Source organism: Bacteroides sp. BFG-606 (assembly GCF_024788145.1).
Lineage (GTDB): Bacteria > Bacteroidota > Bacteroidia > Bacteroidales > Bacteroidaceae > Bacteroides > Bacteroides vicugnae.
In genome coordinates, this window is the sequence record NZ_JANUIL010000001.1 from 520001 (window position 1) to 540197 (window position 20197).

General features: G+C 44.5%; 11 protein-coding genes, 2 tRNA genes, 2 rRNA genes and 1 pseudogene (1 of these 16 only partly in view). All 16 read right to left on the reverse strand.

Annotation, left to right across the window (positions count from 1 at the left end):
- Nucleotides 1–1536, reverse strand: a 23S ribosomal RNA gene (locus NXV01_RS02045); it reaches 1344 nt to the left of the window's first position.
- A gap of 156 nt (nucleotides 1537–1692) precedes the next feature.
- Nucleotides 1693–1766 (reverse strand) — tRNA-Ala (locus NXV01_RS02050).
- 58 nt (nucleotides 1767–1824) lie between these two features.
- A tRNA-Ile gene (locus NXV01_RS02055) sits at nucleotides 1825–1901 on the reverse strand.
- Nucleotides 1902–2087: 186 nt separating this feature from the next.
- A 16S ribosomal RNA gene (locus NXV01_RS02060) occupies nucleotides 2088–3616 on the reverse strand.
- The 16S and 23S rRNA genes sit together here with 2 tRNA genes alongside, the layout of an rRNA operon.
- An 848-nt stretch (nucleotides 3617–4464) precedes the next feature.
- Entirely contained in the window at nucleotides 4465–4800 is a 336-nt protein-coding gene (locus NXV01_RS02065) for a hypothetical protein (RefSeq protein ID WP_004327208.1), read from the reverse strand.
- A gap of 1292 nt (nucleotides 4801–6092) precedes the next feature.
- Entirely contained in the window at nucleotides 6093–7097 is a 1005-nt protein-coding gene (locus NXV01_RS02070) for an aldo/keto reductase (protein ID WP_259021637.1), read from the reverse strand.
- An 86-nt stretch (nucleotides 7098–7183) separates the two neighbouring features.
- Nucleotides 7184–8671, reverse strand: a complete 1488-nt coding sequence (locus NXV01_RS02075) for an MBOAT family protein (RefSeq protein ID WP_195649646.1) — start codon at nucleotides 8669–8671, stop codon at nucleotides 7184–7186.
- A complete protein-coding gene (locus NXV01_RS02080; protein WP_371826263.1) occupies nucleotides 8658–9608 on the reverse strand; it encodes an SGNH/GDSL hydrolase family protein in 951 nt (316 codons plus the stop codon). Before NXV01_RS02080 ends, NXV01_RS02075 begins: the two co-directional genes overlap by 14 nt.
- Nucleotides 9562–10952: pseudogene (locus NXV01_RS02085) on the reverse strand (SGNH/GDSL hydrolase family protein). Before NXV01_RS02085 ends, NXV01_RS02080 begins: the two are co-directional and overlap by 47 nt.
- 115 nt (nucleotides 10953–11067) lie before the next feature.
- Nucleotides 11068–11361, reverse strand: coding sequence for a PG0541 family transporter-associated protein (locus NXV01_RS02090; RefSeq protein ID WP_005675458.1), 294 nt, complete (start codon nucleotides 11359–11361; stop codon nucleotides 11068–11070).
- Between the two features lie 13 nt (nucleotides 11362–11374).
- The gene (locus NXV01_RS02095; protein ID WP_148365508.1) at nucleotides 11375–14533 is read right to left on the reverse strand and encodes an efflux RND transporter permease subunit; all 3159 of its coding nucleotides are present in this window, start codon (nucleotides 14531–14533) and stop codon (nucleotides 11375–11377) included.
- A 59-nt stretch (nucleotides 14534–14592) separates the two neighbouring features.
- A complete protein-coding gene (locus NXV01_RS02100) occupies nucleotides 14593–15618 on the reverse strand; it encodes an efflux RND transporter periplasmic adaptor subunit (RefSeq protein WP_195649632.1) in 1026 nt (341 codons plus the stop codon).
- Nucleotides 15619–15651: 33 nt separating this feature from the next.
- Nucleotides 15652–16998, reverse strand: coding sequence for a TolC family protein (locus NXV01_RS02105; RefSeq protein ID WP_148365510.1), 1347 nt, complete (start codon nucleotides 16996–16998; stop codon nucleotides 15652–15654).
- A gap of 55 nt (nucleotides 16999–17053) precedes the next feature.
- On the reverse strand, nucleotides 17054–17704 hold the full coding sequence (locus NXV01_RS02110) for a TetR/AcrR family transcriptional regulator (RefSeq protein ID WP_148365511.1): 651 nt from the start codon (nucleotides 17702–17704) through the stop codon (nucleotides 17054–17056).
- A 349-nt stretch (nucleotides 17705–18053) separates the two neighbouring features.
- On the reverse strand, nucleotides 18054–19553 hold the full coding sequence (gene hutH / locus NXV01_RS02115; RefSeq protein WP_148365512.1) for a histidine ammonia-lyase: 1500 nt from the start codon (nucleotides 19551–19553) through the stop codon (nucleotides 18054–18056).
- Nucleotides 19550–20179 carry a cyclodeaminase/cyclohydrolase family protein gene (locus tag NXV01_RS02120; protein WP_259021638.1) on the reverse strand — a complete coding sequence of 210 codons (630 nt, stop codon included), beginning with the start codon at nucleotides 20177–20179 and terminating at the stop codon, nucleotides 19550–19552. Before NXV01_RS02120 ends, hutH begins: the two co-directional genes overlap by 4 nt.
- Nucleotides 20180–20197: the final 18 nt, after the last annotated feature.

Consider the following 20197-nt stretch of genomic DNA (forward strand, 5'->3'; position numbering starts at 1 on the left):
TGCGGTGGATTTGCCTGCCGCAATCAACATCTACACCCTTCAACGGACTATTCCGTCAGTCCGCGGCGCTGTCACTCCTCCGTCTCCACGTCACTCTTTAAGGTAGTACAGGAATATTAACCTGTTCTGCCATCGGCCTCACCGTTCGGCTGAGCCTTAGGACCCGACTAACCCTGATCCGATTAGCGTTGATCAGGAAACCTTAGTCTTTCGGCGAGGGGGTTTCTCACCCCCTTTATCGTTACTTATACCTACATTTGCTTTTCCACACGCTCCAGCAAAGCTCACGCTTCACCTTCGACGCGGAGTGGAATGCTCCCCTACCGATCCTTACGGATCCCATAGCTTCGGTAAATTGCTTGATGCCCGATTATTATCCACGCCAAACTCCTCGACTAGTGAGCTGTTACGCACTCTTTAAATGAATGGCTGCTTCCAAGCCAACATCCTAGCTGTCTTAGCAATCTGACTTCGTTAGTTCAACTTAGCAATTATTTCGGGACCTTAGCTGATGGTCTGGATTCTTCTCCTTTAGGACATGGACCTTAGCACCCATGCCCTCACTCCTGGGATCGAACTACTGCGCATTCGGAGTTTATCAAGACTTGATAGGCGGTGAAGCCCTCGCATCTTATCAGTCGCTCTACCTCACAGTAGTAATTCCCAAGGCTGCACCTAAATGCATTTCGGGGAGTACGAGCTATCTCCAAGTTTGATTAGCCTTTCACCCCCACCCTCAGTTCATCCGGAAGCTTTTCAACGCTTATCGGTTCGGTCCTCCAGTTAGTGTTACCTAACCTTCAACCTGACCAAGGGTAGATCACTTGGTTTCGCGTCTACTCCTTCCGACTAATCGCCCTGTTCAGACTCGCTTTCGCTTCGGCTTCATGTCTTGAGACACTTAACCTTGCCGGAAAAAGTAACTCGTAGGTTCATTATGCAAAAGGCACGCCGTCACTGCTGACGCAGCTCCGACCGCTTGTAGGCGCACGGTTTCAGGGACTATTTCACTCTTCTATTCGAAGTGCTTTTCACCTTTCCTTCACAGTACTGGTTCGCTATCGGTCTCTCGGGAGTATTTAGCCTTACCGGATGGTCCCGGCAGATTCACGCAAGATTTCTCGTGTCCCGCGCTACTCAGGATACCACTACGCTTCGTTTCACTTCGTATACCGGACTATCACCGTCTATGGTCCCATTTTCCAAAGGGTTCTACTCATGAAATGTCTTGCGATGTCGTGGTCCTACAACCCCAATATTGCCGTAACAACATTGGTTTGGGCTAATCCCCGTTCGCTCGCCACTACTAGGGGAATCATTATTATTTTCTTTTCCTACAGGTACTAAGATGTTTCAGTTCCCTGCGTTAGCTTCCATCTAGGATGGATGACATTCCTTCAGAATGCCGGGTTGTCCCATTCGGAAATCTTCGGATCAAAGGTTATTTGCACCTGCCCGAAGCTTATCGCAGCTTATCACGTCCTTCATCGCCTCCGAGAGCCAAGGCATCCGCCATGCGCCCTTGCTTACTTTCTTTCAAACTTCTTAAATTGAAAATTGAGAATTGAGAATTTAAAAATAATACTCAATGACAATATCAATCACGTACGGTTTGATATATACTTTTAGCTCTTACTAAAATTTTACTTTTTGTACATCATGTCAAAGATCGTTTCTCTTTTTCAGAGATCGTGGAGAATAACGGATTCGAACCGTTGACCCTCTGCGTGCAAGGCAGATGCTCTAGCCAGCTGAGCTAATCCCCCAAGAGGTTATCAAGAATTGCTGCATTCCGCTGACGCGTCATTCCTTCGTTCTTGAGCTTGGTAGTCCCAGGCAGAGTTGAACTGCCGACCTCTACATTATCAGTGTAGCGCTCTAACCAACTGAGCTATAGGACTAGTTCAACCTTGTCTACCTGTATGTTAGACTCGGCTTCTTTTTTCTCTTGTTTATCTCTATCTATACTTCTATAGATGGTTGATCTATATATTATAAATAAACAAGTACCAGTAGTACAAAAAACAGAACCTTTAAAGTCTTTAAGTGGCTGTCACGTTTAGGTGACAGTTACGACATCGCTCCAGAAAGGAGGTGTTCCAGCCGCACCTTCCGGTACGGCTACCTTGTTACGACTTAGCCCCAATTACCAGTTTTACCCTAGGACGCTCCTTGCGGTTACGTACTTCAGGTACCCCCGGCTTTCATGGCTTGACGGGCGGTGTGTACAAGGCCCGGGAACGTATTCACCGCGCCATGGCTGATGCGCGATTACTAGCGAATCCAGCTTCACGAAGTCGGGTTGCAGACTTCGATCCGAACTGAGAGAGGTTTTTGGGATTAGCATCCTGTCACCAGGTAGCTGCCTTCTGTACCCCCCATTGTAACACGTGTGTAGCCCCGGACGTAAGGGCCGTGCTGATTTGACGTCATCCCCACCTTCCTCACATCTTACGACGGCAGTCTCTCCAGAGTCCTCAGCATGACCTGTTAGTAACTGAAGATAAGGGTTGCGCTCGTTATGGCACTTAAGCCGACACCTCACGGCACGAGCTGACGACAACCATGCAGCACCTTCACATTTGCCTTGCGGCTATATAGTTTCCTACATATTCAAATGCAATTTAAGCCCGGGTAAGGTTCCTCGCGTATCATCGAATTAAACCACATGTTCCTCCGCTTGTGCGGGCCCCCGTCAATTCCTTTGAGTTTCACCGTTGCCGGCGTACTCCCCAGGTGGAATACTTAATGCTTTCGCTTGGCCGCTTACTGTATATCGCAAACAGCGAGTATTCATCGTTTACTGTGTGGACTACCAGGGTATCTAATCCTGTTTGATACCCACACTTTCGAGCATCAGTGTCAGTAACAGTCTAGTGAGCTGCCTTCGCAATCGGAGTTCTTCGTGATATCTAAGCATTTCACCGCTACACCACGAATTCCGCCCACCTCTACTGTACTCAAGACTACCAGTTTCAACTGCAATTTTACGGTTGAGCCGCAAACTTTCACAACTGACTTAACAATCCACCTACGCTCCCTTTAAACCCAATAAATCCGGATAACGCTCGGATCCTCCGTATTACCGCGGCTGCTGGCACGGAGTTAGCCGATCCTTATTCATATGGTACATACAAAATTCCACACGTGGAAAACTTTATTCCCATATAAAAGAAGTTTACAACCCATAGGGCAGTCATCCTTCACGCTACTTGGCTGGTTCAGACTTACGTCCATTGACCAATATTCCTCACTGCTGCCTCCCGTAGGAGTTTGGACCGTGTCTCAGTTCCAATGTGGGGGACCTTCCTCTCAGAACCCCTATCCATCGTAGTCTTGGTGGGCCGTTACCCCGCCAACAAACTAATGGAACGCATCCCCATCGATAACCGAAATTCTTTAATATCAATCTCATGCGGGATTGATATGCTATCGGATATTAATCTTTCTTTCGAAAGGCTATCCCCGAGTTATCGGCAGGTTGGATACGTGTTACTCACCCGTGCGCCGGTCGCCATCTTCACTTTGCAAGCAAAATGAAATGCTGCCCCTCGACTTGCATGTGTTAAGCCTGTAGCTAGCGTTCATCCTGAGCCAGGATCAAACTCTTCATTGTAAAAGTATTTTTATCATCAGTTAAGATGATCTTTTTGCTCTGTTCAGGACGCCGTAATTTTATTGACCTTATTCAAATACCTATTAGTCTTAATTGTATCGCTACTTCATAAGACAAGCATTGACGGTTCTATTTTTACTTGTACTACTTGTATTGTTTATCAATATTTCAAAGAACTTGTTGCTTTCGTTTTAAAAGCGGGTGCAAAGGTAAGGGCTTTATTTTTAACTACCAAACTTTTTCGGAAGTTTTTTTTCAGTTTTTCTTTTTACTCAATTTCTCTGGCTCTCTATGCGAAAGGGAAAGAATGTATGAAAGAATAACTCTTGCCGTTTTTCTTTGCGAATCGGACTGCAAAGATAAGAACTTTATTTATTATACTCCAAACTTTTTCGGAAGTTTTTTGTTCTTTTCTTTAAGTGGGATTCCACTTTTTCACGAAGTCAATTTATCAAGGCTTTCTTCTCTTGGAAAGCGGGTGCAAAAGTAGCCCCTTTTGGTATACAATCCAAATATATCAAACTATTTTTTCTAATTATTTTTGAATACATTTGCTAAAGTGCTGAGGAAGAACGATGTTGTAGAACATATTTTTAAGTTACAGATAGATTGTGCGCGGAAACAACCGGAGAGCTACACATTATTATATCACACGCGGGCGAGCGTAAGGCAAAGATAAATTAAGAAGAAAATCATAAGAGAAAAGAGAAGTGCCATATAAAATATACCAAAACCGGATTATAAGACATGATGATTTTTGCATATACAGGATTATTCAATCAAGTATATGCAAAAAGAAATGAGGCAAACATACGTCAGGAAATGCAGAATTGAAATGCAACGACGATTTATTCCTCCATACGCAGGCTGACAAGTTCAATCCATTTCTTTAGGCTCAGATCGAGACCGCCTTTCTCCAATAAATGAAGGGCGCTACCATAATGAAGGGCGGCATCTTCCTTTACAGAATATATCTTGCAAGAAAGCTCACCGAGATAATACTTCAGGCGTGCCATCTGAATATAATCCAATAGGGTATAATCTTCTTCTACTGATAAACTAATCAATTCATTTATCAAGACATACGCCTGTTCGCATTCGGTACAGGTTAAATCAGAGAAAGATTTGTTCACAACAGGATGCTGCGATAGCTGAATGATGATACGATTAAAGTCTCCGCACATAGTTTATATGAATTACCACATCAGTTCCCGGTGGTGCGAGGTTTATATAAAAAGAGAACGTGGGAACTATCTACTTACGCCCTCCAAATGGTATCCGCTAAGACCCTTCCCAGATGCATAAGTGATAGCCCCACGCCCAATTGAGTATATAACAAAGTATATATACAAAAGATGCGTGAGACCCGACACTTATTACAATCCCCAGGAAAAAAATTAGCGGATTCTTTTGGAGAGATATATAATAAATAACCGTTCTCAATAAAATGATTAAAAAGCTACTTCCTTCGCTCGAAAGTAAACTATGACAAAAGTAGAAATAAATATCTATTAAACAAACAATTTTGACAGAAAAAAGATATGCTTTATCAATTAATCTAGTCTATATCATATAAAAAACACGAATCTGACATTCTACTAGAAACGATTTTTCATTTTCATTTCTCATGTTCTCATAACGCACATAATAATATCTTGTAAATCAAAGACATAACACTATGAGAAATAAAATAGAAAATAGCATTTCTCATAGTATTACCAGCATTTTGTCCATAAAACAACGCATTTCTCATACCTTTTCAAGGTATTTCTCATAGTATTTTGACTATTTATACTATAAATTCTCAAGCTAGATCCTAAGCTAAAGACCAAGTTGAATACCAGACCATGCACCTATTTACAATATATTATCAGTGCTTATTGGAAGTATATAGAGCAGATATTCGCATATTTTCCTACCGGCATCTATATCGTTCCACTCCAGTGGACAGGCCTGTGCACTAGAGTAGAAAGAACCGTCCACTAGAGTGGAATGATCTGTTCACTCGAGTGCAATGATACAGATAGTAGCAGGAAGAAATAGCAGTGAGTAAGGGAAAACAGTAAGATATAAGGTGAATGATACACAGGAAAGCAGTAAACAATATGAAGTTGATTAATAAACGACATAGGGAAAGGAATAATCGTAAGTCCGGCGAGAGTCCGGGAAAAGCTGCAGCCATCATGTATGAGAAATGAGCAAAACAAATAAGAAGGAGTATGAGAATAAGATGAGAAATGATTTGAAACCTATGAGAAATGCATCTTTTTTAGGGGTAAATGATGGAAATACTATGAGAAATGCCATTTCACAGTTCATTTCTCATAGTATTATATCATTGATTTACAAACTATTATCATATCATTTATGAGAACATGAGAAATGAATATGAAAAAACGTTTGCAGAAGCTGAATTCAACGGAGACTGCTGAATTCAAATTGTAAATACGACACCTCCTTATGAATCAGGCTGAATTTATCCGGGTAAAATTTGCTCTATTTCTTTCAACTCGTCTGCCGTAAACTCCAAATGTTCCAGCGCTTTCAAATTGTCGGCCAACTGATTCACAGAACTTGCACCTACAATCACCGATGTCATCCTTTCGTCTTTCAGCACCCATGCCAAAGCCATTTCAGCCAGCGTTTGCCCACGGCGGCGGGCTATTTCATTTAATTGACGGGCAGCTTCTACCTTTTCATGCGTCACTTGAGATTGTTGAAGAAAACCCGAAGAACGGGCAGCACGGGAACCTTCCGGAATGCCGTTCAGATATTTATCGGTCAATAATCCTTGTGCCAAAGGAGAGAAAGCTATGAAGCCGGAACCGTACTCCGCTGCTAAAGGAAGTGATTCAGCCTCAACCGCACGATCGAACATACTATATCGATATTGGCTGATAAGACAGGGAACACCGGCTTTTGCCATCATCTCATAGGCAACACGGGCTTGTTCGGGAGGATATTTAGAAATTCCGATATACAATGCTTTACCTTGCTTCACAATATCAATCAATGTCTGAATGGTTTCTTCAACTGGAGTGACTCCGTCATAACGATGACTATAAAAGATATCAAAATACTCCAAACCTGTCCGGCAAAGACTTTGGTCAATGCTCGCCATCAGATTTTTTCGAGAGCTATTTCCGCCATAAGGACCTGCCCACATGTCATGACCGGCCTTGGAAGAGATAATCATTTCATCCCGGTAGCCTTGAAAGTTTTCTTTCAAGATTCGTCCGAAATTTACTTCGGCACTTCCGGGAGCAGGACCGTAATTATTTGCCAAGTCAAAATGAGTAACACCGTGATCGAAAGCATACTTAATCATGTCGGTTGCTACATTGAAATTGTCCACACTACCGAAATTATGCCACAATCCCAAAGAGATTAGAGGTAACTGCAAGCCACTCTTGCCACAATATTTATATGGCATCTGTTCGTAGCGACCGGCTGCCGGCTGATAACTGAAAGAGTTTTCCATAAAGCAGAATGTTTATATTTTCCTTTCACAAAGAAAGGAAAAATATTCCAATTACAGCTTTAACCGGATATTAAAAAGAAGGCGGATCAGAACTGGAAATAAATAAACGGCTGAATCTCCGAACTCTTCATCTGAATAACAAGGTAAATCAACGCTACCATCAATACTGCTTTTCCTACGAAAGGCAGACGGATCACTCCCCGGCAAGCTGCATTTTCCCAGCTATCAGGAGCAAAATGAAGCAGGAAGCCGAGCAACATTAATGCGAATACTTTCCAATATCCTTCAAGTAACTGTGGGAACAGTTGCGGACGGAAAGTAGTGAATATCTGTCCTAGCATATCCATTGAGTTCTGAAAATCGGCATTACGGAAGAAAATCCAGCAGAAGCAGACAAAATGAAAAGTAATAATCACTCCGAACACACGCCGCCAACCATAACTTTGTTCTCCTTTCTTACGCCCGGTGATAGTCATCCACATTTTATGCAATGCTAAAGCAACACCGTGGAAAGTTCCCCAAAGAACGAAGTTCCAAGATGCACCATGCCACAATCCACCCAGAAACATGGTAATGATAAGATTCAGATATTGCCGGAACTTGCCTTTCCGGTTTCCTCCTAAAGAGATATACAGATAATCCCGCAGCCAACTGGACAAAGAGATGTGCCAACGACGCCAGAATTCGGTAATGGAGGCAGACTTATAAGGAGAATTAAAGTTGAGATTGAAATGAAAGCCCAACAATAAAGCGATACCGATAGCCATGTCACTATATCCGGAAAAGTCGCAGTAAATCTGTAAAGCATAACCATACACTCCCATCAGATTCTCAACCCCCGAATAGAGAGTAGGATTATCAAAAATACGTTCTACAAAGTTGATGCTGATATAATCGGAGATAATGGCTTTCTTGAAAAGACCGGATACGATCAGAAAGATTCCGCGGCCGAACATCTCCTGCGAAACAAAGAGAGGTTTCCGGATTTGCGGGATAAAGTCGCGGGCACGCACGATAGGTCCCGCTACCAACTGGGGAAAGAAAGATACGTAAAAAGCATAATCCAGAAGATTGGTCAAAGGCTTTATATCTCTCCGGTAAACGTCGATGGTGTAGCTTAACGACTGGAAAGTGAAGAAGGAGATACCGACCGGCAGGAATATATCAAGAGCGGTAAACTCTCCTCCCATCAATGACGCTATCACTCCACCGAGGAAATTGGTATATTTGAAATAGACAAGAAGTCCCAGATTGACACTCAGACTCAAAGCGACTAATCCTTTACGTTTCCAATACCCCTCTGCACGGTCCATTAGCTGTGCAAGAAAGAAGTCGGCAACGGTGACTATAGCAAGCAGAAAGAAATATGTGCCGCTACTCTTGTAGTAGAAATAATAGGAAAAGAGGGTGACAAACAAGATACGGGCAGTGTATTTACGTTGTAACAACACATACACCACCATGAAAGCAGCGAACAGCCAAAGGAAGATACCGCTGCTGAATATCATCGGGGCTTGCGGATCGTAGGTAAGTACCTCTTTTAGTCTACTGAAATCTATATCAATGGGAAACATAGTCATTATATGCTTGTATAAGTGCTTGGTATAATAAATTTCCTTGCAGGATGTATCCTTCAGGTAAATAATGTACATGATCGGGACGCATCAGGTTTGCCTCTGTCCAGTTGGTGCAGGCACGACGCTTCCCTCCGACTACATCGTACATATCCCACACGAGCAGGCGATGGTCTTTTGCATAACGGCGGATGGTTTCCGCTGCTGTTGCCGTACGGGGATTGATGGCATACGTGCGTCTACGCCTCCGTTGCCGGAAACTTTCATAGGAACCGGGAGGGGTAGTCAGAAGAATAGGGATATTAGGAAGACTGTCGCGCAACAGTTTCACAAGTTCATCCATCTGATTGTAGTGCACATTTATATTATAACGCCGGTTATGGCTTTCATTGGTTCCGAAAGAGAGAATCAGCAATTCGGGTTTCAAGGCAACAATTTCGGCAATACGATCCGGATGGGTAAATGTTAGGCAAGTAGCTCCGTTGACGCCTTTATCAATATAAGAAATGGCGCCAAAGGTTTCTGTCAAACGGGCACCGGTGGTTTGAGGATAGATATGTCCACGCACGTGGCTATCGCCAATATGAACGATGCGGACTGTATCTTCGGAGAGTCCGGCACGTACCTGGCGGAGATGTTCAAAGACGGGAGCCAACAGAGCAATGCTGTCAATAATCTCATTCCGTCCGGTTTCGCGAAAAGCTGCAGGGAAGGCTATTTGTACGTTGATCGTATCATTCGCCCAATTCATTTCCCGTAAAGGCTTTATCCGCTTTGCAGTCTTTCCCAATGGAGGGCATACAGGCATACGGTCTTGCGCAATTGTTTCTGTAAGAAAACAAGGGCTACTTAACAGACCGGAGAAAATAAGAACAAAGATGAACAGCAGATTACTCCTTCTCATAAGCACGCCTCCTGTCGTATTGTTCCTTACCATAGATCATGGTTTCATAAAGCAATCCTGCCAAATGTTTACCGCCACGGAAGTTTATATGCGTATAATCATAGTTTGCCATAGAAGGTTTGGCATGGACGAGTTTTGCCATACTGCCGTCTCCACCCATTGCATCAAACATATTCCAGAATGCAATGCCGCTTTCGGCAGCTATGTTCTGCTGATAACGAATCAGATTCTTGACACCGGGCATAGTACGGAGTTCACCGTTTTCGTTTTTATAATCACGGTCACCGACGCTCAACAACAGGATTCCCGCTTGTGGGAAACATTCTTTCAGATGCTCGATAGCAGTAATCAATCCTTTCTGGTAATTATCATAATTGCGCCCCCGTTCGGTAGCTACATTCAAGCCATATTCGAGGATAATCAGATCATAAGGACGTTGGCGGTTAAACTGCTTCAGCATTTGTACCGGAATACCACGCAGGGAAAGACCGGAACTGCCACGCAACGAGAAGTTATCGAGAATGATTCCTTTCTTTCCATCCATTGCCAAGCCATAGAACAGGGTAGAGTCCGCACGATCTACTGTCCAACGGATAGAACCGATGTGTCCGTCCATCTGAATTTGCTGTAATCCATCGGAAGGACCTAAAGAGTAATTCTTGTTTTCTCCTTTGTTCACACGGGCAGAAAGAAGAACAGAATCTTTATTATAAAAAAGATGGAGGCACGCTGACAAGTATCGAGCAGGGAGGCATATTTATTTTGTCCGCGCAGTTCTACATAAGCTCCGTTTCGGGGGACGAAATAGTGTCCGGAAATTCCTTGTTTCTTCTTGTCGAAATACACGCTGTCTGTTACCGCATGGCTGGACCATCCGCCAAATGTATGCCGCACCGTAGGACGATAACCGCTGGTCATGGAAGTGATGGTGACAAAACCTACACCGCAACCGCCGAATTGTTTCTGAAGCATTTCGCGCAAGTCGGCCGTAAATATATCCGCTTCGATAAAAGAGTCTCCGAATACGGCAATGCGTACCTGTTTGTCAGCGGAGTCAGCGGAAGAGACACGGTCGAGTGCTTCATAGAAAGGAGCCATTCCCCGGAGGGTGGAATCACTGTAATCTTCTATGCAAGTCATGCCCGCACGGCAGGTATCCACAAAAGCCGGTTTTACAACAGGAGGCAAAGGGATGCTGTCCGAATCAGCTGCAGCAGTCTCCGATTCGGGGTAACGAAGATCGCTCAAAAGGTCTACACGCCTCATCGTGTGTCCGTCAATAGTCAATACCGGAAGCCAATGAAGCCCGAGTAAGGCTGCAAATACAATCAGTACAAACCACAACGAATATTTCAAATAATTCTTTATTATCTCCATCATGTTCCTAAAATCCAAAACGACCGCAAAGATAGATAAAAGCCACAAAAAGAAAGGAGAATCTACATTATTTATTAGATTCCCCTTTCCTTTTTATCTATCTACCGGATCGTTCTTAAATGGTCCGTTCAATGTTCCACACAAATGCGCGCAGGCCTAATTGCTCCGTCTGTAAGTCCATCTTATGCAAGGTGTCCAGCAGCGGATCGACTTTGCTATCATCTACTACCGTCAGGATAGCCGAACACATACTTGGCCAGGCATGGCTTCCGAAATGCGGATCACCTGTCTTCGAACCACGCCCCTGTACTTTTTCGAGGTAGGTAAAACCACGACATCCCAAACGGTCGAGTAACGCCATGATTCGTTCGTAATAAGCCTGGTCGAATGTTATCAATACTGATTTCATATTTCTTTTTTTGTTATTTCTTAATAATGCTGTCTTTATTCTCCTGAAAGTAAACATCCAAATCACGTTTACGGCGAAGTTTGCGACGCTGGTTCTTGATACCCGTTCCTGCAAATACGCAATATAAAGTAGGAATCAAAATCAATGTCAACACAGTAGATACTGTCAGACCACCGATGACGGCAATCGCCATCGGACTCCACATTTCAGAACCCTGACCGCCACCGATAGCCATCGGAATCATACCGAGCACGGTAGTGGCAGTAGTCATTAATACCGGACGAAGACGGCTCTTACCAGCTGTTACCACAGAGTTCAACACTGCAAGTCCACGTTCCCGGCAAAGGGTGATGTAGTCGATAAGCACAATACCGTTCTTCACCACAATACCAATCAACATGATACCTCCCAACAAACTCATGACGCTCAATGTGCTGTTCGTAAAGAACAATGCCATCAAAACACCACTAAACGCAAACGGCAGTGAGAACATGATAATGAACGGATAAGTCAGTGACTCGAACTGTGCTGCCATCACGATAAATACGAGAATGACAATCAGGATGGCAAGTGTTCCCAAATCGCGGAACGAATCCTGCTGGTCTTCGTACGAACCGGAAATCTGGATAGTGACTTCTCCCGGAAGATCCATTTTATCTATCACCTTATTTCCGGCAGCCACCACGTCGCCCAGCGGAGCTCCGGAGATTACGGCGGAAACGGTCACGATACGTTCACGGTCTTTACGTTCGATGGTAGGAGGTGCAAAACGTTCGACTACCTTTCCGACATCTTTCACACGAACGGATTGTCCTTGCGCATTATAAATGAGGATATTTTCCAGACTTTCCAGACTTGTACGGAATTCGGGTGCGTAACGCACTTTAATATCATATTCATCTCCGTCTTCACGATATTTAGATGCTACCGCACCATTGACACGATTACGCAGGTAGTTACCGGCAGTCGAAAGATTCAAGCCATGCATCGCCAGTTTCTCACGGTCGAAGTCTACCTGATATTCAGGCTGATAGTCACTACGGCTGATATTTACCTCAGTCACTCCTTTCACTTTCAGCAGTTCACGTTTCAGGCGGGCTGCCACGCTATCGGTCATTGTCATATCGTATCCGTAAACCTCAAAGTCAGCACTTGCCTGAGCGGACATACCTGTGTTACTACCTCCAAGGATTACTTGCGCCTTACTGAATTCCGGATAGGCTTTCAAATCTTCACGCATCTCATCACAGACTGTTTCCAAAGAAATGTTACGATCACCCGGGTCTACCAAACTGATGTTGAAAGAGATAATATGCGAACCGTTGTCCTGCATGGATGCCCAAGTGTTGTCGGAGTCAGCCTGACCAACCGTATAGTTACAAACTTTCATAATGTCCTTATACTTCGTCAGCCATTGGTTAGTCAACTTTTCTGAAAGTTCCTGCGCTATCTCTTTTCGTGTACCGATCGGGAGTTCCAACTGTACGGCAATACGGGCATTATCCTGTGCCGGGAAAAACTCTGTACCAATCCCCTTTGCACACAACAAACTGATAACGAAGAAAACGATACATCCCACAATCACAATCGGACGGTGACGTACAGCCCAGTTCAACATTTTCGCGTACCAGGTATCGAGTCCGTCGAGCGCTTTCTCAATCGGAGTAAAGAAGAGCTTGAACATCTTCGACGGCTTCTTCTGCAAACGAAGCAACTGGGAACAGAGCATCGGAGTCAAGGATAGTGCGGCGACCGTAGAAATAAACATGATAGCACACATCATCCAACCCAACTGTTTGAAAAGTACACCGGACATACCGCTTACCATCGTCAACGGGAAGAACACGGCAATCATGGTCAGTGTAGAAGCGATTACAGAGATTGCCACCTCATTCGTTCCGTGCACGGCTGCCTGTTTCGGATCGGAACCACGCTCGATATGGGTCGTTACATTTTCAAGTACCACAATCGCATCATCCACCACCATACCGATAGCGATAGAAAGTGACGAAAGCGAAATGATATTAATTGTATTTCCACTAACCGCCAGATAGATGAACGAGGCAATCAATGAAAGCGGAATGGTGATACAGATAATCAACGTCGCACGCCAACGTCCCAGAAAGAGGAACACGACGATGACAACGAAGAGCAAGGCATAAGCAACGGTCTCCGTCAAACTGTCGATGGTGTTCAAAATGTTGTCCGAAGTATCGACAATGACACCAATCTTCACATCGCTCGGCAGGTTCTTCTGAAGCCTCGGCAGCGCGTCGGCCACTTTCTTGGAGATTTCTACCGAATTGGCTCCCGACTGTTTCTGAACTACAATCATAGCACCTTGCACCCCATTATTATAGGTTTCCTGTGCACGTTCTTCCACGGTATCAACAATACGGGCTACATCACGCAGAAAGACATTCGCCCCATTGTATGTACCCACCACTACATCTTCCAGCTGGCGGGAATCATCAAACTCACCTTCTACACGCAGCGCATAGGTTTCACTACCAATATCGAAGTTACCACCGGGAATATTCTTGTTCTCGGCTCCGATAATGGAACTGATTGTTTCGATAGTCAGATGATAGGCTTCCAGTTTGTTAGGGTCGCAATATACCTGAATCTCACGCTGCGGCGCACCGCTGATAGACACCGTTCCGACTCCCGGAATACGTGCCAGCGGATTTACCACACGGTCGTCCAATATCTTATAAAGTGCCGACTGGCTTTCATTAGCCTGTACGGAAAGCAACACGATCGGAATCATGTCCGTACTAAACTTAAAGATGATCGGATTCTCGACATCATCGGGAAGCTGCGAACTTACCATGTCGAGTTTATCGCGCACATCATTGGTCAGCACGTCAATATCGTTACCAAACTCGAACTCCAATGTAATCAGTGACATATTCTCGGAAGAACGGGAGGTAATATGTTTCAGGTTGCTCACCGCGTTCAACGTATTTTCGAGTGGGCGAGTCACATTATTTTCTATATCCGAGGCACTTGCGCCGGGATAAGCGGTCATCACCATGATTGTATTCGTGTCAATGTCCGGATACAAGTCAATAGGCAACTTGGACAAAGAGAAAAGACCAAAAATCACGACTGCCAGAAAGCAGAGGGAGGTCATAATCGGTTTCTTAACCGCACCTTCGTATAAACTCATGTTGTTTTATAAATCTGGTTAATTAATAAAAGCATTAGGCGAAAGGAATTTTACACCTTCTATTTGGAAGAGGCTTCCACCTCTACTTCCATACCGTTCACCAAACGTGACTGTCCGGCAACTACAACCTGCGAATTATCAGGCACACCGGATTTCAACTCATACTCCGCACCCATGCGTCTACCCAATTCGACTTTATTATAAGACACCTTGCCGTCTTGATAAACGAATACATAACGGTCGCCTGAACCTGCCTGTTTAACAATTGCCAAATCAGGAACAACTACATTTTCTGCCGTTCCGAAATTTAATGTGGCACGGGCAAACATTCCCGGACGTACGCGCTGGTCTTTATTGTCCAGTCTGATCTCTACCTGGAATGTACGGGTAGTGGCATCTATAGTCGGATAAACCAGATTGATGGTTCCTGTAAATACTTCATCTCCATATACATCGAGTTTCACGTTGACGGGGGTACCTTTCTTCACTTTCGTAAAGTAGGTTTCGGACACATTGATCAGGAGTTTCACGGGAGTGATCTGTTCTACTACCAAGACCGGTTCTCCACCGCTGTACATATCGCCGTTATCATAGTTGCGTGCAGTTACCACACCATTGATGGGGCTTAGCAAAGAGGTATTCTCCTGCAAATTCTTATAAGCGGTTTTCTTCACATCGAGTTGCATCTTCGAAGCATCCCATTCAGATTTGGACGCACCGCCCACTTTATATAGTTCGTCGATACGGTTGAATTCTATTTCCTGATTGTCAAGTTGCAGCTTCGCCTGTTTCAGGTTGGCCGCATCCATCTGCACAAGTTTCTGTCCTTTGGACACACGGTCGCCCACTTCCACAAAAATCTGGTCGATACGCACGGGAGACGAAGGTGCAATATTATTCTTTACTTCTGCTTCCACCGTTGCTGTGTAATCCTGTATCTGATCTACGGGACGAGCTTTTACGTCTGCCAGCTTCACAATGGGCTTTGCGTCGGCATGTTCCGCAGCAGCTTTGTCTTTTCCACCTGTACATGAGCCCATAAACACAGTTAACAGCAGGGCTACCAATTGGATACTTCTTTTCATATTCCTTACTTGTAATTTTTTAGTTGTCTATCTTTATTCTTTTCCCAGCACCTGATCGAGGTCTGCCTTAGCAACCAGGTAATCGTATATGGACTGATTGTAGGTGAGTTGCGCCTGTGTCAGTGACACTTGCGAACTGTTCAGTTCGAGCACCGTGCCCTTACCCACATCATAACGTTTTTCGGCAATCACCACCGCTTTCTTTGCCTGCATCACATTTTCCTTGTTGCTGACTACCTGCTCTGTGCTGGCACTCATATTATTGCGACAACTGACAATCTGCATATTCAACTGTCTTTCCGTATCGATACGGTTCCAATCGAGCTGGCGCATCTGTATACGGGCAGATTTTACTTTCGTAAAGTTGCTTGCCTTATATAAAGGTATGCTGATATTGAACATCAGGCTGGAACTGTTGCTCCAGTTATAATCGAAGAAATTGATATTCGGATTATACAATGACTGATATTGATAGGAGAAGCTCATGGAAAGAGTCGGCATAAAGTTCGTCTTTAAAGACTTTACATTCTTTTCAAGCAACTTCATGTTCAAGTCCAACTGCTTCATGGTGGTATTGTTGTTCAGATTTACATTCTCTTCTTTCAACTGATTGACAAACATGGTTGTCTCATAGTTGGTCAGATTATCATTAATCTTTATCTCCACATCGGCAGTGATGCCCATCAGAACTTTTAACTGCAACTTAGCCAAAGTCACCGCATTGGCTGCCGCGATCAGGTTCGGTTTAATGCTGCGCATCTGTACTTCCGCACTGATCTTGTCATATTCGCTCACAGTTCCCTGCTGATATTTGGCATTCACTACATTGTAATTATCTTCTGCCAGTTTATAGCTGCCCTGAAGCACTTCATAGCTATCCTGCGCAAGCATCAACTGATAATAAGCCTTGCTTACCTGATTCACCAGATCCAGTTTGGAAGCACGTGACTTCTCTACTGCCAGTTCAATATCCGTCTTTGTCATCGACATAGCCCGGTAAACACCCGGCACAAAAAGTGGCAGGTTAATGCTCAACCCGGCATTGGCGGTATTCGTTCCGTCTTGCCCCATCTTGAACGACATATCGTTCAATTTCATTTCAGCCGCTTTAATCGTATGGTCTAAGGAACCGGCAATGCTAGCCTCCGGCAACAGACTCTGCCAGGCTTCCTTGCTGGCAACTTTTTTTAAGGCGATCTCTTCTGCTGCCACTTTCATTGTCGGATTCTCATCCAATGCAATTTCCAAGGCTTTGTCTAAGGTTAAGGTTAGTGTATTCTTCTCCATCTGCGTGTCCTGTGCCTTTGCAAAACCAAATGCGCAGAGTGCCACAGCTACCAGAAGAATCTTCCGACCTGTCAATCTTTTCATTTTGTTCATAAACTGAATTTCTAATTTAATCTTACTTGTTTGTCAATAGAACCTCACTTTTGCTCTAGTATTCGATGCGGTTCTTGCGATATTCTTGTATAAAGTCTTCCAGTACCCTTGCTCCTTTTTCGGTGGAGATACCGCGTATATAAGTAAACATGATGGACTCGTACACTTCAATGAAAGGATATTCGTTGCAGATGTCTGTATTCAAAAGCACGTCAAATTGCTCACGTACCAGCAAATTGACGATGGAGAAGTTTACATCCGGACGAAAGATGCCCTGCTCTACTCCTGTTTTGAAGAAGGACATGGTTTTCATCGAATCGCTGTCCTGCCGGTTCTTCATCATCTCATATACTTTGGGATATTTCTTAATGTCTTCAAAAAAGCGTTTGTTCGTCTGATGAAACATCTCAATGCTTTTCTGAAAAACTGCAAGTATCACTTCCAACACATTGTGCGACTGTTCAAAGACTTTCTGCAAATACTTGTCTCTGTCTGCCTGTGCCTTCAGTATGCATTCTTTCAACAACGATTCTTTATCCGAAAAGACTTCGTAGAGCGTACGTTTGGAAATTCCTAATGCTGCCGCAATGTCATCCATCGTAATACTCTTGATGCCTTTTGAAGTAAAAGCTTCTGTTGCTGCCGTTATGATCCGTTCTCTTAACTCTACCCGTTGGGAAGCGTCTTTTCCATGCTCTGTCATCATCCGTTTTTCTATTTTATTAAAATGCAGTTTTCGTTTTCTCTTCATTTCCAAAGGAAAAACGGAACAAAGATATATAGAAAACTCAATTAACAAATTAAGTTTCCATCTATTTATAGTCCATTTGGGATTTATTATCATTCAATAGAGTAAAATGAAAACAAGTGTTAATAGGAAATTTGGAACAAACACAGAGGAAAGGTAAAAGGGAGGAATATAGGAAGTAAAGTTTTATCGCTAATAGAAGAGATGGCCGGCAATAAATGCCGGATAAATATCGATAAGAATCGACACTTACCCGGCAATAACAGTCACCATTATTAACGAAAAGCGAAAAAGGATCAATTTATTGTCAGTATTCAATCTGTGTCCTCTTCAGGAAGGCGACTGTTTTATGTATTTCCTTGTACATCACGATGTCATCTTTTACAAAAGGTACTTCTTTCCGATAGGCATGGAGGAAACGCTCAAGAACGGGAGAGGTTTTCTGCGGGCGGCGGAAGTCGATGCCTTGTGCGGCGTTCATCAGTTCGATGGCAAGGATATGTTCCAGGTTGTCCATCACTTTATAGAGTTTGGTTGCGGCATTGGCACCCATGCTTACATGGTCTTCCTGTCCGTTGGAAGAGACGATGGAATCGCTCGAAGCTGCATAGCAGTACATTTTATTCTGGCTGACCATGGAGGCGGCGGCATACTGCGGAATCATGAAGCCGGAGTTCAGGCCGGGGTTGGCTACAAGAAATTCAGGTAGCCCACGGAGACCCATAATCAGTTGGGAGACACGGCGTTCGGAGATATTTCCCAATTCGGCCAGAGCGATGGCAAGGAAATCATAAGAGATGGCAAGCGGTTGCCCGTGAAAGTTTCCGCCGGAGATGATCCGGTCTTCATCGGGGAAGATGGTGGGGTTGTCCGTGACGGAATTGATTTCGGTCAGCAGTACGGAGGCAACGTAGCGGATGGCATCTTTGGTAGCGCCATGTACTTGCGGGATACAGCGGAAGGAATAGGGATCTTGCACGTGTTCCTTGTGGCGTTCGATTAGTTCGCTGCCTGACAGTAGTTTGCGGAAGGCTTCGCCTGTCTCAATCTGTCCCTGATGGGGGCGGATTTGCTGAATGCAGTCCATAAACGGGTCAATACGGCCGTCAAAGGCTTCGAGGGAAAGTGCGGCTATCAGGTCGGCTTTTTTCGAGAGGCGAAAGGCTTTGAGCATAGCGAACACACCGTTGGCACTCATAAATTGGGTACCGTTCAGCAGGGCTAGTCCTTCTTTGCTCATTAGTTTGACCGGTTCCCAGCCAAATTCGTCGAGTACGCTGATGGCTTCGCACTTTTTTCCTTTATAGTAGACATCACCGACACCTATCAGAGGAAGGAAAAGATTGGCGAGCGGTGCCAGGTCGCCGGAGGCTCCAAGGGAACCGCGGTCGTAGACGATAGGCATGACGTCATTATTGAAGAAATCGAGGATGCGCTGCACGGTGATAACTTGTACGCCGCTATGTCCTAATGAAAGGGCATGGGCTTTGAGAAGCATCATCAGTTTGATGATGACAGGGCGAATTTCTTCGCCTACGCTGCAAGCATGGCTTTTTATCAGGTTTTCTTGAAGGGTCCCCAGTTCATCGGGAGATATATTTTTAGTGCATAGAGAGCCGAAACCTGTTGTTATGCCGTATAACGGTTCTTCGGAAGAAGCTATTTTTTGGTCGAGGTAGTCGCGACATTTCTGGATGCGCAACTTGGCTTCGGGAGCTAGTTCGAGTTTCAGGTTTTCGTTTATAATCCGTTCGATGATTTCGAAGGTCAGTGCTCCGGAACCGATATGGTATACATTCTTACTCATACGCGCAGGTCTTGATTTACGGCATCCAACAATTCTTTTTCTTTCTGGCAAACGGTTTGCTCGATGGCATCGGCTTCGGTTTGCAGTTGGAGGACAAAATCTCTGTCTTTGAGCGAACCGAGGTTGATACGGACATTCAGCAAGGCTCCCAATACGGCGGTACGGGCGGACATCATTGCTACACAGGCATCTGTGACGGCATTCCGGTTGCCGAGGCGGGTAACATCGGCTATAATGGACATCATATCCAGTGCTTTGCGGGCTACTTCCAACGGAACGAGGGCGGCTTGTTTGGTTGCCTTCTGGATAGCGGTACTTCGGGCGGCTTTCTCTTCGTCGGTTGTTTTGGGTAGTTTAAAACAGGCAAATACTTCGTTGTAGGCAGCCGAATCTTTGTCAATAAGTGCCATAAATTCGTCCAGCAAACGGAGGGTGATGGTTTGTGCGTGCTGCATTACTTCTTCACTGACTTCGTATCCTTTTTTTCCTACGGTCAGCCGTGCCACCATCGTAGAAAGGGAGGAAGCCAACGCTCCATTCAAAGCGGCAATACTGCCGCCACCGGGCACAGGGTCACTGCAAGCTACTTTATCTAAGAAATCTTTTACGGTTAAATCTGCTAACATGGTATTCTATTTTTTTAA

Bases quoted from the DNA above. Each gene is read 5' to 3' on its own strand.
- NXV01_RS02065 (WP_004327208.1), bottom strand. From the start codon at position 4,800: ATGTGCGGAGACTTTAATCGTATCATCATTCAGCTATCGCAGCATCCT.
- NXV01_RS02070 (WP_259021637.1), bottom strand. From the start codon at position 7,097: ATGGAAAACTCTTTCAGTTATCAGCCGGCAGCCGGTCGCTACGAACAG.
- NXV01_RS02075 (WP_195649646.1), bottom strand. From the start codon at position 8,671: ATGTTTCCCATTGATATAGATTTCAGTAGACTAAAAGAGGTACTTACC.
- NXV01_RS02080 (WP_371826263.1), bottom strand. From the start codon at position 9,608: ATGGTAAGGAACAATACGACAGGAGGCGTGCTTATGAGAAGGAGTAAT.
- NXV01_RS02090 (WP_005675458.1), bottom strand. From the start codon at position 11,361: ATGAAATCAGTATTGATAACATTCGACCAGGCTTATTACGAACGAATC.
- NXV01_RS02095 (WP_148365508.1), bottom strand. From the start codon at position 14,533: ATGAGTTTATACGAAGGTGCGGTTAAGAAACCGATTATGACCTCCCTC.
- NXV01_RS02100 (WP_195649632.1), bottom strand. From the start codon at position 15,618: ATGAAAAGAAGTATCCAATTGGTAGCCCTGCTGTTAACTGTGTTTATG.
- NXV01_RS02105 (WP_148365510.1), bottom strand. From the start codon at position 16,998: ATGAACAAAATGAAAAGATTGACAGGTCGGAAGATTCTTCTGGTAGCT.
- NXV01_RS02110 (WP_148365511.1), bottom strand. From the start codon at position 17,704: ATGATGACAGAGCATGGAAAAGACGCTTCCCAACGGGTAGAGTTAAGA.
- hutH (WP_148365512.1), bottom strand. From the start codon at position 19,553: ATGAGTAAGAATGTATACCATATCGGTTCCGGAGCACTGACCTTCGAA.
- NXV01_RS02120 (WP_259021638.1), bottom strand. From the start codon at position 20,179: ATGTTAGCAGATTTAACCGTAAAAGATTTCTTAGATAAAGTAGCTTGC.